Annotated in this window: 17 protein-coding genes; 8 read left to right on the top strand and 9 right to left on the bottom strand. The window is 61.6% G+C overall.

Annotated elements, in window-relative coordinates; translation table 11 throughout:
* Positions 1-210 precede the first annotated feature (210 nt).
* The 3 genes from NW848_RS03795 to ubiE are packed head-to-tail and all read left to right on the top strand — an operon-like array spanning position 211 to position 2094.
* Positions 211-489 (top strand): hypothetical protein, encoded by a 279-nt coding sequence (locus tag NW848_RS03795; protein ID WP_099812897.1) that lies wholly within the window; start codon positions 211-213, stop codon positions 487-489.
* Positions 490-546: 57 nt separating this feature from the next.
* Complete coding sequence (locus tag NW848_RS03790) at positions 547-1332, top strand: hypothetical protein (RefSeq protein WP_143597179.1); 786 nt, start codon at positions 547-549, stop codon at positions 1330-1332.
* A gap of 51 nt (positions 1333-1383) precedes the next feature.
* Positions 1384-2094: a bifunctional demethylmenaquinone methyltransferase/2-methoxy-6-polyprenyl-1,4-benzoquinol methylase UbiE gene (gene ubiE, locus NW848_RS03785; protein ID WP_011431047.1), complete on the top strand. Its 711-nt coding sequence runs from the start codon at positions 1384-1386 to the stop codon at positions 2092-2094.
* A gap of 93 nt (positions 2095-2187) precedes the next feature.
* Here the strand turns inward: ubiE and NW848_RS03780 are convergent, their stop codons facing one another.
* The 7 genes from NW848_RS03780 to NW848_RS03750 all read right to left on the bottom strand — a co-directional run bounded on the left by NW848_RS03780 (position 2188) and on the right by NW848_RS03750 (position 8346).
* Positions 2188-2847: a VanW family protein gene (locus tag NW848_RS03780; protein WP_228375280.1), complete on the bottom strand. Its 660-nt coding sequence runs from the start codon at positions 2845-2847 to the stop codon at positions 2188-2190.
* A 5-nt stretch (positions 2848-2852) separates the two neighbouring features.
* A complete protein-coding gene (locus tag NW848_RS03775) occupies positions 2853-3620 on the bottom strand; it encodes an anti-sigma factor domain-containing protein (protein WP_011431045.1) in 768 nt (255 codons plus the stop codon).
* A 20-nt stretch (positions 3621-3640) separates the two neighbouring features.
* Positions 3641-4231 (bottom strand): sigma-70 family RNA polymerase sigma factor, encoded by a 591-nt coding sequence (locus NW848_RS03770; RefSeq protein WP_011431044.1) that lies wholly within the window; start codon positions 4229-4231, stop codon positions 3641-3643.
* Positions 4232-4428: 197 nt separating this feature from the next.
* Entirely contained in the window at positions 4429-5046 is a 618-nt protein-coding gene (locus tag NW848_RS03765; RefSeq protein ID WP_011431043.1) for an ABC transporter permease, read from the bottom strand.
* Positions 5043-6011: an ABC transporter ATP-binding protein gene (locus tag NW848_RS03760; protein ID WP_011431042.1), complete on the bottom strand. Its 969-nt coding sequence runs from the start codon at positions 6009-6011 to the stop codon at positions 5043-5045. Before NW848_RS03760 ends, NW848_RS03765 begins: the two co-directional genes overlap by 4 nt.
* A gap of 21 nt (positions 6012-6032) precedes the next feature.
* Entirely contained in the window at positions 6033-6932 is a 900-nt protein-coding gene (locus NW848_RS03755; protein ID WP_011431041.1) for a glycine betaine ABC transporter substrate-binding protein, read from the bottom strand.
* Positions 6933-7083: 151 nt separating this feature from the next.
* Positions 7084-8346, bottom strand: coding sequence for an HhoA/HhoB/HtrA family serine endopeptidase (locus NW848_RS03750; protein ID WP_011431040.1), 1263 nt, complete (start codon positions 8344-8346; stop codon positions 7084-7086).
* 556 nt (positions 8347-8902) lie between these two features.
* Here NW848_RS03750 and NW848_RS03745 point away from each other — a divergent pair.
* The 5 genes from NW848_RS03745 to NW848_RS03725 all read left to right on the top strand — a co-directional run bounded on the left by NW848_RS03745 (position 8903) and on the right by NW848_RS03725 (position 12465).
* Positions 8903-9604 carry a hypothetical protein gene (locus NW848_RS03745; RefSeq protein WP_099812900.1) on the top strand — a complete coding sequence of 234 codons (702 nt, stop codon included), beginning with the start codon at positions 8903-8905 and terminating at the stop codon, positions 9602-9604.
* A gap of 321 nt (positions 9605-9925) precedes the next feature.
* Positions 9926-10411, top strand: coding sequence for an allophycocyanin subunit alpha (gene apcA / locus NW848_RS03740; protein WP_011431038.1), 486 nt, complete (start codon positions 9926-9928; stop codon positions 10409-10411).
* 60 nt (positions 10412-10471) lie between these two features.
* Positions 10472-10957, top strand: coding sequence for an allophycocyanin subunit beta (apcB, locus tag NW848_RS03735; RefSeq protein WP_011431037.1), 486 nt, complete (start codon positions 10472-10474; stop codon positions 10955-10957).
* A 140-nt stretch (positions 10958-11097) separates the two neighbouring features.
* Positions 11098-11301: a phycobilisome linker polypeptide gene (locus NW848_RS03730; RefSeq protein WP_011431036.1), complete on the top strand. Its 204-nt coding sequence runs from the start codon at positions 11098-11100 to the stop codon at positions 11299-11301.
* A 132-nt stretch (positions 11302-11433) separates the two neighbouring features.
* Entirely contained in the window at positions 11434-12465 is a 1032-nt protein-coding gene (locus tag NW848_RS03725; protein WP_011431035.1) for an ATP-binding cassette domain-containing protein, read from the top strand.
* Positions 12466-12489: 24 nt separating this feature from the next.
* Here NW848_RS03725 and NW848_RS03720 read toward each other — a convergent pair whose 3' ends face one another.
* Positions 12490-14130 (bottom strand): 2-isopropylmalate synthase, encoded by a 1641-nt coding sequence (locus NW848_RS03720; RefSeq protein WP_011431034.1) that lies wholly within the window; start codon positions 14128-14130, stop codon positions 12490-12492.
* A 43-nt stretch (positions 14131-14173) separates the two neighbouring features.
* On the bottom strand, positions 14174-14716 hold the full coding sequence (locus NW848_RS03715; RefSeq protein WP_414508390.1) for an arylamine N-acetyltransferase: 543 nt from the start codon (positions 14714-14716) through the stop codon (positions 14174-14176).
* Between the last annotated feature and the right edge of the window lie 56 nt (positions 14717-14772).

Below are 14772 nucleotides of genomic sequence, written 5' to 3'. Positions count from 1 at the left end.
TTTCTCTCCTTCCTCTTGAATACCTGTACCCTATTTTAAATTAAAAGGCTGTACCAGTCCGTTGAAGCAGCAACTCCGAGAAGTGATTCTCGGAAGCTCCCGTCTACAGCCCGTCAGGGCTTAGCGGGAGAGGATGTCACGAGTTTGGAACCACGATAAGGCTCAATTAAGGCTAGGTTGAGATAGAGAATTCACCTTCAAAAAGCAGACATGACGGATCCCAAGTCGGCCTCTTTCCCCAACCAAAAGGCTTCTCCAACCACCTCCCAGTCCTCTCCGCCCCTTTGGCTAAGCCTAGCGCTGGGGATCACCACCGCTCCTGTTTTGTTGGGGCTGGTCTTGGCGGATCGCGCCGCCAAGTGGCTGCGATCCCTGAGCTGGGAGGATCCAGGCTGGTGGTTGGGGGAACGGCTGCCCAACCTAGATAGCGCTGCTCTCTGCGCCCAGCAGCAAGAGCGCAAAGATTCTGGGCCAGCGGAGAATCCCTAGCTCCTCGTCGCTTTCGTATCATAGGTAGAGCAAGCCGGTAGCAGGAGTGAGCATCCTTTGCGAAGATCGGTCAGGCCAGCGCAAGAGTTCACCTCCCCATTCTTGGGAGCGCTGTTTTGGCTGGGTGCGTTTTTCTTCACAGCCGTGTTGAGCGCCTGTTTGGGCTACCTCTTCGGCCAGCGCGCCCTGTCGGGGGTCTCCTCTCCCGTCACCACAGCCGGCAATGCTTCCTCCTCCCGTGGCGTTCGCGATCCCCGCACCGTGCCCCTCTTGAACGAGGCCGCGGTGATTGCAGCAGCGGAAGCGAGCCTGCGCCCACCCCCCACCCCCGCCCCTCTCTCCACTCCTACATCCGTTCCCGTGGCTAGACCTACCCCGACGCCCACCCCCCGCTTGTCTCCTGAGTTGGCGGCAGCCCCATCCCCCACCCCGCGGCCTGCTTCTCCCTCTCCCCAACCGCCGCGCCCCTCGCCGCCACCGGTGTTTACACCACCTCCCCCACCTCGGCAAGTGGCTGCCGGCGGGCAGGTTGCCATGCAGGTGCTCTCGGTTCGCCGCGAGGGAGGGCAGGTGGTTTTGAACGTGGCGATGCAGAACAATTCGGCGGAGACGGTGCGTTTTCTCTACAGCTTCCTGAACGTTACCGACGACACCGGACGGTCGATCAACGCCCTCACCCAAGGCCTGCCTGGGGAGCTGCCTCCCAACAGCCAAGTCTTCCAGGGAACTGTTCGCATCCCCGCCTCCAGCTTGGCCGGATCCCGGTCTTTGTCCTTGAGCCTGGCCGATTATCCCAGCCGCCGCCACCGAGTCGGGGTGAGCGGGATCCCAGTGCCGCAGTAGTCCCGTCTGGTGACTGCGGCCACGACTGATGCAAAGCGGAGTTGAGAAGCGGTGCCCAGCCCAACCTTTGAGCGCCCTGAGCAGATTCGGGAGCTATTCGACCGCATTGCCCCCCACTACGATGCCCTCAACCAAACCCTGAGCCTGGGCCTGCATCAGGTTTGGAAGCGCATGGCTGTGCGCTGGTCGGGCGCCGGCCCTGGCGGGCAGGTGTTGGATCTCTGCTGCGGCACCGGCGACCTGGCGCTGCAACTGGCCCGGCGGGTGGGACGAAGCGGACAGGTGGTCGGCCTGGATTTCTCCCCGGCCATGCTGGAGATTGCTCGGCGGCGCTCCCGTCTTTTCCCCGGCTACTCCCTAGAGTGGGTATTGGGAGATGCTTTGGCCTTGCCTTTTCCCAACGCCAGCTTTGATGCCGTTACAATGGGCTACGGTCTGCGCAACGTAACCGATATCCCTCAAGCGTTGCGGGAGATTTACCGGGTGCTCAAGCCCGGCTGTCGCGCCGCTCTCTTGGACTTTCATCGCCCCACAGGGATCCCTTTCCTTGCGGACTTCCAGCGCTGGTACCTGAACACCCAGGTCGTCGCCCGGGCGCAAGCTCTGGGATTGGCATCTGAATATGCCTACATCGATCCCAGTTTGGATGGTTTCCCATCTGGCCAAGAGCAGCAGCAAATGGCCTTGCAGGTAGGGTTTTCTGTTGCCAAGTTTTATCCCCTAGCCGGTGGCATGATGGGGGTGCTGGTGATTGGAAGATGATCCAAACGGCTTGTCCCCTTGCTCCTTAAAGAGGCAGCTTAGGATGCGGTTCCCCAGAAGGTGCAGCGGACTTCGCCAAGACGGTTTTGGCAGCTAGGGAGCAACGTAGCGATCTTGGGAGAGGCGCTCGTTACCGCGATAGACGCTTACCTGCAAATGCTGGGGATCCAGTCGCCGCTGCTCTACGCGGATGGGTGGAATGGCTGGAGCAGGGTGGGATCCCCGTCCCAGCACCGACACGATTAGAGTTTGGCCGCGGATCTGAAAGCGCAGGCGTACTGGCCAAGGGAAAGGATTGCGCAACCTGAGATCGGCCAAGCCGTACCAAACCGTGGCATCTAGCCCTGGCGGCACCGACTCCACCTGCCGGTAATGGGGGTGCCTTTCCACCACTTCCAGCCCCGCCAGCAGAGCCGCATTGTAAAGGCTGGAGGAGACTTGACAGATCCCGCCGCCAACCGAATCCAGGGTTTCGGCCACCATGAATACCGGCGCAGGCAGATAGCCCCGCTCCAGGGTGCGCGGCCCCACCACCTGGTTGAAAGAAAAAACCGCCCCCGGCTGAATGTAAACCCCATCCAGGCTTTGGACTGCTTGGCGGATGTTGTGGAGCTGTGGGAGAGTGCGCTCCTGTAAGGAAGTGGTGTATTGGCTCAGGGTGGTTGGGGTGGGATCCATCCACCACAAAGCCAGCAGGGCCAGGGCCAACCCCACCGATAAGGCCAATCCCCGCAGCGCTAGCTTTCCCCTCACTTCTCCTAGAACACCCTGGCTTTGAGAAGAACCTTGCCCTGGGGTTTGCGAGGGACGGCAGCGGCTTGGGCCGTAACCAGCACCTCTTGGGGGCGAGCGTCCTCTGGCAGCGGGCGCGGCGGACGTAAGGCGACAAGCGCGGATCCCTGGGCATCCACTTGAAAGTTGCCGCAGTGGAGGGTCTCGCCGTCCTCCAGCTTGAGCCAGAGATGGTAACGCTCCCCAGGGGCCGGTTGGGGCAGATCCCTCGCCGCCAAGACCACCTCCTGCCACTCTCCTGGGCGATAGAGGAGGTTAGCCGCTGCCGCCTCTCCCTGCAAATTGACCAGGCGGGATCCCGGCTGTTGCAGCAAATGGGCCAGCGCCTGCACCGATTCTAGGCGGGCCAGTTGGAGCGCCTGCCGCAGTCGCCAGTTGTCGAAAACCAGCAGGGCCAAAACCACTGCCGCCAACCCCCCCAGCCAGCGCCACTCAGCGGTGAGGCGACCGAACCCCAGAGAGGACAGGGCCGGCTGAAGAGGTGTCGGCACCTGCTCAATGCCCGCCTCTGCCATCACCTTGCCCCGCAAGCTGGCCGGCGGGATCACCCCCGGCAAGCCGTAGGGCAACAGGTGCAGGGTTTCTTGCAAAGCCTGCAATTCCGCCAGCAACCGTGGGTCTTGGGTTAGGCGTGCCTCTAGGGCGCTTGCCTGCTCAGGAGATAAATCCCCCAGCAGATAGCCGGCCAGTTCTTCCTGTTCTTCCGATGCAAGGGGCAAATGGGATGCAAACATGGCCAGGCCGACAACAGAACCTAACTCCAAACCTCAAGGAGCGCGCGCAGGGATCCCCGCAACTTGCAGAGGGCTTGGCGAGCGCGGGCTTTAACGGTTGCCGGCGGGATCCCCAGGTGTCGGGCAACGTCCGCCTGGCTCAGCCCCTGGTAGTAGATCAACTCTAGAACCTGCCGTTGGCTTTCCGGCAGTTGGCCGAGGGCCTCTTGTACGGCTTGCCGTCGCTCCTCGAGGGAGAGCTGCTCAAAGGGGGCCGGCGCCCTGTTCTCGGCGGCGAGCAGAGATTGCCAGTGCTTCAAAAGACGTTGAGAGCTGTCTTGGGAACGCAGACGGTCGATGGCACGCGAACGGGTCAACAGACAGAGAAAACTGCTCACCGATCCCCGCTGCGGATCATAGCTGGCTTTGCGCCACAGTTCGACAAACACCGCCTGAGTCAGATCTTCCGCCTCGGCCACATGGCCCAGGATCTGGAGGGCCAGCCCATAGACCAAGCCGGCATAGCGGTCGTAAAGCACCCCCAGCGCTGCCCCTTGCCTCTCTCGGATAGCCTCCATCAGTTCCCCATCGCTGCGAGAAGGCCAATCCCTTAGCGGAGGTTGCTCACCCATGTTGCGTCAGGCCCACTCTATAAAGCTACGGTCTTTCCAAGCGGCACCGAATAGCAGGAGGCTGGAATCGTCTCGCCTGGAGAAGTACTTGGCTTCTCGTCCATGCTATAGCTCTTCGTAAAATGGCAGGGGCAGACCGTTGTTCCGTCTTGCGAGGGGGGCTGTCTCCAGCGACTTGAAAAAGGCTCTGGCTCTCTTTAGCCGCGGCGGGCCGCCCACTCCAGCCCCCACAGGGCCGTGTTCACCAGCAAGGCCAAGGATCCCACGGCCAAAGATCCGGCCCAGATCTTGTCGTAGCGACCGGCCTGGGCAATGCCCTCAAAAAGCAGGGTGCCCAGCCCTCCCGCCCCAAACTTAGCCCCCACCGTGGCGATGGCAATGGCCACAATTGCCGCCAGCCGCAAGCCGGCCAGGGCAACCGGCAGCATGAGGGGCACCTGCACCTGCCACCACCGCTGCCAGAAGTTCATCCCCAAGCCCTTGGCCGCCTCCAGAATGGCAGGCTCCACCGAGCGCAGGCCCACGTAAAAATGGCGCACCAAGATCACCTGCGTGTAGAGCACCATCGCCACCACCACCGAGCGGGCATTGAGGCCAAAGTAGGGAACCAACAAGATGATTAGGGCCAGGCTGGGCACTGTGTACAGGATGCTGAGGATCCCCATCACCGGCAGGGCCAGCCAGCGCACCTGGTGCACCAGCAAAGCCAACGGCAGCGCCAGCACCAGGGCAATCCCCAAGGCTGTTGCCACCATCGCCAGGTGCTCTTGGGTAAGCTGCCACACCAGGCCGGGGTTGCTGAGAAGATAGCTCATGCGGATCCCCCCTCCAGCATGGCCAGATGGCGGATGTGATCCAGGGTAACGATGCCAATGGCCCGCCCGTCTTCCCACACTGTGAGAGCTGCTGCCCCCGTGCGCAACAGCAGCGACAAGGCCCGCCGCAGGGTTTCCTGGGGTTTCACCACCGCCCCCTCCTGGATCTGGTGGTTGTGCGGGATCCGCTCCATCGCCGTTTCCACCCGCAGCACGCTCAACTGACGCACCATGTCGTCTGCCCCCAGCAGCTCTCGGACAAAGGGGGTGGCCGGCTGGGTGAGCAGCCGCAAGGGAGTGTCGAACTGTACCACCCGCCCCTGCTGCATCACCAGGATGCGATCTGCCAGGCGCAGCGCCTCTTCCACGTCGTGGGAGACGAAGAGGATAGTCTTTTTTAGTTGCCGTTGCAGGTGTAGGATCTCGTCTTGCAGCTTGCCACGAGTGATGGCGTCGAGGGCACCAAAGGGCTCGTCCATCAGCAGCAGATCCGGATCCCCGGCCAGCGCCCGCGCCAGCCCCACCCGCTGCTGTTGGCCGCCCGAGAGTTGAGCCGGGTAGCGACGTCGGTATTCTTGGGGGGGCAGGTTGACCAAGCTGAGCAGCTCGTCCACCCGCTCGCGGATGCGCTCCCTTGGCCAGCCCAAAAGTCGCGGCACCACCGCCACATTCTGGGCCACCGTCATGTGGGGAAACAGCCCCACCTGCTGGATGACATACCCGATGCGCTGGCGCAGCGCCGTCACCGGAAAGCGGCGGATATCCTGCCCATCCAGGCGAATCTGTCCTTGGGTGGGCTCCAGCAGCCGGTTCACCATTTTTAGAAGGGTGGTTTTGCCGCAGCCGGAAGGGCCGAGGATGACCACCAACTGGCCCGAGGCCACGGAAAAACTGCACTCCTCCACGGCCGGACGGGAATTGTGGGGAAAGCGCAGCGATACCCGCTCGAACTCAAGAGTGCTCACGCCAGGGCCTCGTGCAACGGGCTACTCTTTCAAGATGCCGGCCTCCACCAAGAAGGCTCTCGCCACCTCTGCCGGCTCCCTGCGCTTGCCGCTTACCTCGTAGTTCAGCCGCTGCATCACCTCGTCCGTCAACAGGGGGGAAAGGGCGTTCAAAGCGGTGGCGATGCCGGGGTTGGCTTCCAGGGTATCTTTGCGCACTACCGGCGCCACCTGGTAAGGGGGGAAAAGCTGCTTGTCGTCCTTGAGCACCACCAGGTCAAAGGCGGCAATTTCCCCATCGGTGCCAAAGGCCACCGCCACATCCGCCTCCCCATTGACCAAGCCCTGGTAGCGCAGGCCGGGATCCACCGCCTTGTAGGCCTTGAGGCGAAAGTTGCCGTAGACTGCTTGCAGCCCCGGCAGGCCATCTTCGCGGGCCTGGAACTCCGGCGGCCCGATCATCACCAGCTCGCTCGCTCTGGCCACCATGTCTGAGATGGTAGCGATGCCCAACTCTGCCGCTCTGGCGCGGGTCATGGCCAGGGCCTGGGTGTTGTTCATGGGGGCCGGATCCAGCCAAATCAGTTGGAACTGACGCTCGTACTCGCGGGCCACCGTCGCGTATACCTGGGCCGGGTCGCTGCTGGTGGGCAGCTTGAGCACCGTCAGCAGACCGGTGCCGGTGTACTCCGGGTAGAGATCGATCTCGCCGCTCAACAGGCCGGCATGGGCCACCGGCGTTCCCCCCAAGTTGAGCTTGCGCTCCACCGCCAACCCCGCCGCCTCCAGGGCCAAGGCGTACATTTCCCCCAAGATAAACTGCTCGGTGAAGTCCTTAGAGCCAACGACAATCGGCTTGCCAAAGCCCGCTTGAGGGGCGAGAACAAGGGCTGCCAGCCCCGACAGGGCCAGCAGAGCCAGGCGACGGGTGGTTTTCAGCATAGGCAAGGTGAGAAGGGATCCCCAACTCAAGACAAGCGGCCCCGCCGAGAGCGTTCCGGCCTGGGCCAGGAAGTTTCGACTGTTAGGCCACCATTAAACCATTAATTTCCCTGAGCTGGAACTGCCAACCCTCACCCCCAGCAATATCCCCTTAGCTTCTGCCGGAGGCCGGGAAGGAGCCGGTAACGGCCCGGATCTTCTGCCGCCGCCCAGCTCGCTCGATCTCCAGCTCCAGGGTGCTGCCCACCTCGGTGCGCTCTACCTCTTGTTGTACTTGGTCGGCGGTGGTGACGGCGCGACCATTGATGGCGAGAATGATGTCTCCGGCGCGCAGGCCCGCCCGCTCTGCCGGGGATCCCTGGATCACCTCGCCGATGAGCACCCCCTGATCCACCGTCACGAAGATGCGGCTGTTGGGATCCTGGTTGAGGCGCTCCTTCAGGTCGGGGGTGAGGGTGAGCATACGAATGCCCAGGTAGGGGTGATCCACCTTGCCGCGGGCGATCAACTGGTTGGCCACCCGCTGGGCCGTCTCGATGGGAATGGCAAAGCCCAGCCCCTGCGCCCCTTGGATGATGGCCGTGTTGACCCCGATCACCTCCCCTTGGGCGTTGAGCAGGGGGCCGCCGGAGTTGCCGGGGTTGATGGCCGCATCCGTCTGGATAAAGGACACCCGCTTGTCGGGCACGCGGATCTCGCCGCTGGAGCGGCCCAAAGCGCTGATGATCCCGGCGGTTACGGTGTTGTCCAGCCCCAGCGGGTTGCCGATGGCGATGGCCCACTGGCCCGGCTCGAGGAGCTCGGAGCGACCCAGCTTCACCGTCGGCAGGTTCTGGGCCTCGATCTTCACCACGGCGATATCCGTCACCGGATCGGTGCCGATTACCTTGCCGTCAAAGCTGCGGGTATCCTTGAGCGTCACCGTCACCTTGTCGGATCCCTCGACCACGTGGGCATTGGTGATGATCTGGCCATCCGGGCTGATGATGAAGCCGGAGCCGGTGCCCTGCTGTCGTCGCTGCCGCGGAATGGGGGGGATCACCTGGCCAAAGAAGTCCCGGAAAAAGGGATCGCTGAAAAACTCCTCTGGGAAGGCGCCCGGGACGCTCACCGTCCGCTCGGAATCGATGCGCACCACCGCCGGCCCCACCCTTTGCGCCACCTCGGCAATAAAATTCAGGTTCAGTTGGGGCGGGGTTGCCGTCGTTTGGGCAGATACCCCCTTGCCTCCCACCAGAGCCGCTCCCAGCCCAATGCCCAAGAGCACCAGCAGCACCGGCGAGAGAAGAGACTTGAGAACGGCAAAAGGCTTAAAAAGAGAACGAACTCCGTCCTGCTGAGGCGAACGGGCAGGTTGAGCAGAAGCTTCTGAACGGGGAGAAGGCTGGCCCGGCATGGATGTGCTGCGCTGCATAGCTACAGAAGAATAGGGGTTGGAATCGGAAGAATACCTTGGCCCTCACACGAGGGGCGAAACCTAGGGCATGACAGACTCCCGCCACTCAACCTTGTTGAGTAAACACAACTTGGCTAGAGGACGAACTTCTCGCTTCGTCGGGGAGCCATTGCAAGAACCCTCTGCGTTCGGCTGTGCCGTGCCTTAGGCATGCAGACACGGAATGCCCTACCGCGTAGTTGTATTAGATTCCGGCAACGCCGTTTTATACAACCAGCTCTGTTTTATCTCTGTTTTGTCATTTTATCATTACCAGCCTGCGACTGGCGCGGGGGTATCTACCCCCCGAACCCCCACGAGCTAATCTAGCATGGACACTAGGGAGCCCAAGACGGGCGGCGATGGCGCTTTTCCGTACTTCTACCTGGGTTGAAGAGTAGCGGAATCTGCTCGCCTAGAGTAGCCCGTCCTACATCCAACTGGCTTTGATGGGGATAAAGGCCAGACGAGGCTTTTGTTCCCAGCTTTGGCCAGCTTACAGCTAACGTAGAAGTGGTAGATCGGGGGTAAGACCATGACCAACCCAGCCCGTCGTCTGTTGGCTCCTCTGCTCGGTGGGTTTCTCTGGCTACCGGCGGCCAGCCCGGTTTTGGCGCAAATGGGGCCCTTGCCACCACCGCCCCCCGGCGAGGGATGGCGCCCTGTGAATCCTCGTCCCCTCCCCCCTGGATCCCTGCAGCCAAGCCAGCCCTTTCAACTGCAAACCACCCTGCTGCTGCGCTCCGGGGATCTGATCCAGGCAGTTCATCGCTCCCCAGATGCCCTCTTGATTGCCCCTGGGGAAACCCGCGCCGTCAGCCTCAGCCTGGATACCCCTCTGCGGGACATCTACGGCAACATGGTCGTCCCGGCGGGAGCCATCCTAGAAGGCCAATTCCAACCGGTAAGCGGCGGCACCCAGTTTGTCTCGCGAGCTTTGATTTTCAACGGCCAATCCTATCCTCTCTACGCCCAAAGCCAGGTGATCCCGCTGCGCAAGGATCCCCGCCACACTTCTGCAGAGGCAGTTGTGCAGGATGCCCTGATCGGGGCGGCGGCAGGGGCGATCTTGGGCGGCCTGTTTGGCGACCGGGTGATCTCGACGGAGAAGGTGCTGGGCGGAGCGGCAGCGGGGGCTGTAATCGGCAATGTGACGGCGCCAGAGGTGGCGGTGATCGATCCCAACGCCAACTTGACCCTGACGGTCACTCAGGACTTTCAGCCCTATCTGCCCTAGCGACACCTGAAAAGCAAAACTTAACTCCCCAGCGCCGACCGCCATCCCTTGCCACACTGCCCATCCTCAAGCTGTTGACCACTCCGAAAAGCTGAGCAGGGGTTGGTCAATCTGCGGCTGCCTGGGGCTACTCCGGCCAGACCATCGGGGGCTGTTTTACGCTTAACCAACCTCCCCCTTGGCGGGAAGGGAGTGCTCCTTTCCTGGGAGACATTTTAAGAAGTGTGAAGATCTGAGATGGCAGACGGCAAGCATGTCGGAAAATAGCTTGCGGGTATGCTCGCCATACTCTTTAAAAAATTGACTTGAGGATGGATGTCCATGAGTGTTGTCACGAAATCGATTGTGAATGCGGATGCAGAGGCCCGCTACCTCAGCCCGGGGGAGCTGGATCGGATCAAGTCCTTTGTTACCTCCGGCGAGAAGCGGCTGCGCATCGCTCAAGTCTTGACCGAGTCTCGTGAGCGCATCGTCAAGCAAGCTGCCGATCAACTCTTCCAGAAGCGTCCTGACATCGTCTCCCCAGGTGGCAATGCTTACGGAGAGGAGATGACGGCAACTTGCCTGCGGGATATGGACTACTACCTGCGCCTCATCACCTATGGGATCGTTGCTGGCGATGTCACCCCGATCGAGGAGATCGGCTTGGTGGGGGTGCGGGAGATGTACAACTCTTTGGGCACGCCTATTCCGGCGGTGGCCGAGAGCATCCGCCAAATGAAGCAGGTGGCCATGGGTCTGTTGTCTCCTGAGGACGCGGCTGAGGCCGGCTACTACTTTGACTTTGTGGTGGGGGCAATGAGTTAATCCCTCATTGTTCTGACCGCGCAACTGTTTAACGTTCATTAGAGATTTAGGAAGCTCATCATGCAAGACGCAATTACCGCTGTGATCAATAGCTACGACGTCCAGGGCAAGTATCTCGACAGCTCGGCCATGGAGAAGTTAAAGGCTTTCTTCGCCACGGGCGAGCTGCGGGTGCGGGCAGCTGCTACCATCGCGGCCAACGCCTCCACCATTGTCAAAGATGCGGCGGCCAAGGCGTTGCTCTACTCCGATCTCACCCGTCCCGGTGGCAACATGTACACCACCCGTCGCTATGCTGCTTGCATCCGCGACATGGACTACTACCTGCGCTACGCCACCTACGCCATGCTGGCCGGGGATCCCTCCATCCTCGACGAGCGGGTGTTGAACGGGCTCAAGGAGACCTACAATTCGCTGGGGGTGCCGATTGGAGCCACCATTCAGGCCATCCAAGCCATGAAAGAAGTGACCGCCGCCCTGGTGGGGCCTGAAGCTGGCAAGGAAATGGGTGTGTACTTCGACTACATCTGCTCCGGCCTGAGCTAAGGTTCATTGTCTAGCGAGCATGACAGGCGATTTGCCGCAGGGATCTGGTGTGCTAACTGGGGTACGCGAGCTTTCTGAGGTGAGTCGCCTGTTTTGTTGGTCAAGCCAGTTCATTTTGCTGTCAGCAGGGATCCTTTATCATGCGCATGTTTAAGATCACGGCCTGTGTGCCCAGCCAAACCCGCATTCGCACCCAGCGGGAGCTGCAAAATACCTACTTCACGAAGCTGGTGCCCTACGACAACTGGTTTCGGGAGCAGCAGCGTATCCAAAAGTCGGGTGGCCGCATCCTGAAGGTGGAGCTGGTCGCCGGCAAGCCTGGGATAGACGTAGGACTGCTGTAGTTCCCCTGCCTGTTCGCTGTTTCTCCTCCGATCCTGAGAATACCCCCAGCCAGATCCGACATGCCCAGCCTCAGGAGGCTTGCCCTTGAAGTTGGGCTAGCGGATCTGATTTTTTAGGGGGGGTGAGGAGCTATGTTGTCTGACGTGCCAATCCGACCTGAGCCGATCATCGTTGCCCGCGACCTGAGCAAGGTTTACCCGGTAGCCATTAAGGAAGCGGGAGTGATCGGTACATTGCGCCACTTTTTTCGCCGTACCTATCACTACATCCCAGCGGTGCAATCGATGAGCTTCCAGATTCAGCCGGGGGAGGTGGTGGGTTTTTTGGGGCCGAACGGGGCAGGCAAGACCACTACCCTCAAAATGCTGGCGGGTCTCATCTATCCTTCCGGGGGCACGCTGCAGGTGGTCGGCCATGTGCCCTACCGGCGGGAGCGGGCTTTTCTGCAGCAGATTACCCTGGTGATGGGGCAGAAGCAACAGCTTATCTGGGATCTGCCAGCAATGGACTCCCTGCGGATTAACGCCGCCGTTTATGAGATCCCGGAAAAGGAGTTTCGGGAGCGGGTGGGGGAGTTGGCGGAGCTCCTCGACCTGCAGGGCAAGCTGAAGCAGCCGGTGCGCAAGCTTTCTCTGGGGGAGCGGATGAAGGCGGAACTGCTGGCGGCCCTGATCCACCGGCCGCAGATCTTGTTCTTGGATGAGCCGACCTTGGGGTTGGATGTCAACGCTCAGGCCGCCGTGCGGCAATTTCTGCGGGATTACAACCGCCGCTACGGGGCGACAGTCTTGTTGACCAGCCACTACATGGCCGACATTACGGCGCTCTGTGAACGGGTGCTGGTGATCAGCGCCGGGCAACTCATTTACGATGGCGGCCTCGAGGAGCTGCGGCAGCGCTTTGCCCCCTATCGCGAGGTGAAGCTGGAATTGGCCCGCCCCTGCCCCCTCGCCCAATTGCAAGTCTATGGAGAGCTGCGCAGCGAGGGGGATCCCGGCAGCGGCTGTGAGGTGCGGCTGTGGGTGCGGCGGGAACACCTCACCCAAACGGTTGCCCAGCTCCTGGCAGATCTGGAGGTGCTGGACTTGACGGTAACAGACCCGCCGATTGAGGAAGTAATCAGGCGGGTGTTTGCGGAAGGGATCCCTGCGGCCGGGTCCTAGAGGGGCGCTCCTGTCGGTAGCCCATCAGATCTTCTGGGTGGCGGCCTGCCGTTGCTCAGCCGTCGAGCGGGCTGCGTGCAGAGCGGCGTAAAGCTTATTGAGGGCGTTCATGTAGGCTTGGGCCGAGGCGACGATGATGTCCGTATTCGCGGCGTGGCCAGAGAAGACGCGATCCTCGTGGCGCAGGCGGATGGTGACTTCCCCCATGGCGTCGATGCCGGCGGTAACCGACTGGACGGAAAACTCGATCAACTTGTTGGGGATGTTGACGATGCGGTTGATGGCTTTGTACACCGCGTCCACCGGGCCTGTGCCCACGGCGGCGTCCACCCGCTCTTCGCCCTCAGGGGTGATCAGGCGCACCGTGGCCGTGGGGGTCTCGTGGTTGCCGCACACCACTTGCACGTGCTCCAGACGGTAGAGATCGGGCACGGGGCGGGTCTCATCGTTGACGATTGCCTCCAGATCCAGGTCGGTGATCTCCTTCTTCTTGTCTGCCAGCTCTTTGAAGCGCAGGAAGGCTTTGTTCAGATCCTGCTCTGAGAGCTCGAAGCCCAACTCCCGGAGGCGGGTACGGAAGGCGTTGCGGCCCGAGTGTTTGCCCAGCACCAGCGTGCTCGATTGCAGGCCGATGGTCTGAGCGTCCATAATCTCGTAGGTCTGGCGGTTCTTGAGCATGCCGTCCTGGTGGATGCCCGATTCGTGGGCAAAGGCGTTGGCACCAACAATGGCCTTGTTGGGCTGAACCAACATGCCGGTGAGGTTGGAGACTAGGCGGGAGGTGCGGTAGATCTCCTGGGTTTTGATGTGGGTGAGGGGTTTTTCCGAGTCGACCGGCAGGCCAAAGTAGGGGTTGAAGTAGCTGCGGCGCACATGCAGGGCCATCACCAACTCTTCCAGCGCCGCGTTGCCGGCCCGCTCGCCGATGCCGTTGATGGTCACTTCCACTTGCCGCGCCCCCTGCTTGATGGCCTCCAGAAAGTTGGCCACCGAGACCCCCAGGTCGTCGTGGCCGTGGACGGAGATGATGGCCTGCTTGATGTTGGGCACATTCTCGCGGATGCCCTTGATCAGTTGGCCGAATTCTTCCGGCATGCTGTAGCCGACGGTGTCGGGGATGTTGATGGTTTTGGCTCCCGCCCGAATGGCTGCCTCGATCACCTGGTAGAGAAACTCCGGATCGGAACGGGTGGCGTCCATCATGGAGAACTCCACATCGTCCACGAAGGACTTGGCGTAGGCCACCATCTCCTCGGCAATTTGCAGCACTTCGGCGCGGGTCTTGCGCAACTGGTACTTGAGGTGAATGTCGGAGGTGGAGATAAAGGTGTGGATGCGGGGCTTGGCGGCGGGCTTGAGGGCTTCGGCTGCCGCTTCGATGTCGGCCTTGAGGGCGCGGGCCAGGCTGCAAATCACAGGGCCATCGGGGGTGCCCACCTGTTCGGCCACCTTCTGCACCGCCTCGAAGTCCCCGGGGCTGGCATAGGCAAACCCAGCTTCAATGATATCGACCCCCAGCCGGGCCAGTTGCCGGGCGATGGCCAGCTTTTCTTCGGTGTTGAGGGTGGCGCCGGGGCACTGCTCCCCGTCGCGCAGGGTGGTGTCGAAAATGAGCACGTGATCCAGGGCTTGGCCATCAAATGTGGAAACCGCCGCAGCATCCATAATCTTTGTCGGACAACGAGACAGTGTTCTTTATTTTGACATCTTATTCTGGCACTGCTGGATAGGGTTTTGGATCGGGTTTGGAAGAGAGCTGGCGGGCTTCTGTCGGAGCGGCTGTAGGTCTTGCCATCTTTCTCTCAGGGGCAGAAGAGGTTGTGGGAAGGCGGATCCCGAAGGCGCAAGCGAGCAGGTGTTCGTATTCTTTCTCGTCCTTGAGCAGGCGTTCCCGGCGGCCTTCTGGGGTAGTTTCGATCCATTTAAAAACGGAGCCATTGGCGGAGGCGGTGAGGGTGATCCGTCCGCTGGGGGTGGCCAGGCTGCACAGGCGCAGGCGGGTCAACCTGGATGCCGGCGACGTTTGGTGGAAGCGGCACATGGGCTCGAACTCCTGCAGTTGACGCGGGATCCGATCCAGCAGGAAGAGGGTTTTCCGGGTGCGATCCGGTCGTTCCTGTTGAACCCGCCAGTAGCGTGCGGGAGCTGCGGGCCAGGGGATGAGGCGGTAGCGCCCTTCCGCCTGGGCTTGGATGCCGGGATCCCCCAGCCGCAACGGCTCCCGAAAGGCATCTCCATAGCCCACATCCACCAGCCATCAGAACCTCCGGGGTACTCCCGCCACAGCGCAGCTTGGCGGGCTGGAGG

It is taken from the genome of Synechococcus sp. RC10A2 (genome assembly GCF_047502605.1).
Note: the sequence above shows the minus strand (reverse complement) of the source record. Positions and strands in the feature narration are given on the sequence as shown.

Bases quoted from the DNA above. Each gene is read 5' to 3' on its own strand.
- NW848_RS03795 (WP_099812897.1), top strand. From the start codon at position 211: ATGACGGATCCCAAGTCGGCCTCTTTCCCCAACCAAAAGGCTTCTCCA.
- NW848_RS03775 (WP_011431045.1), bottom strand. From the start codon at position 3,620: ATGTTTGCATCCCATTTGCCCCTTGCATCGGAAGAACAGGAAGAACTG.
- NW848_RS03770 (WP_011431044.1), bottom strand. From the start codon at position 4,231: ATGGGTGAGCAACCTCCGCTAAGGGATTGGCCTTCTCGCAGCGATGGG.
- NW848_RS03765 (WP_011431043.1), bottom strand. From the start codon at position 5,046: ATGAGCTATCTTCTCAGCAACCCCGGCCTGGTGTGGCAGCTTACCCAA.
- NW848_RS03755 (WP_011431041.1), bottom strand. From the start codon at position 6,932: ATGCTGAAAACCACCCGTCGCCTGGCTCTGCTGGCCCTGTCGGGGCTG.
- NW848_RS03750 (WP_011431040.1), bottom strand. From the start codon at position 8,346: ATGCAGCGCAGCACATCCATGCCGGGCCAGCCTTCTCCCCGTTCAGAA.
- NW848_RS03745 (WP_099812900.1), top strand. From the start codon at position 8,903: ATGACCAACCCAGCCCGTCGTCTGTTGGCTCCTCTGCTCGGTGGGTTT.
- apcA (WP_011431038.1), top strand. From the start codon at position 9,926: ATGAGTGTTGTCACGAAATCGATTGTGAATGCGGATGCAGAGGCCCGC.
- apcB (WP_011431037.1), top strand. From the start codon at position 10,472: ATGCAAGACGCAATTACCGCTGTGATCAATAGCTACGACGTCCAGGGC.
- NW848_RS03730 (WP_011431036.1), top strand. From the start codon at position 11,098: ATGCGCATGTTTAAGATCACGGCCTGTGTGCCCAGCCAAACCCGCATT.
- NW848_RS03725 (WP_011431035.1), top strand. From the start codon at position 11,434: ATGTTGTCTGACGTGCCAATCCGACCTGAGCCGATCATCGTTGCCCGC.
- NW848_RS03720 (WP_011431034.1), bottom strand. From the start codon at position 14,130: ATGGATGCTGCGGCGGTTTCCACATTTGATGGCCAAGCCCTGGATCAC.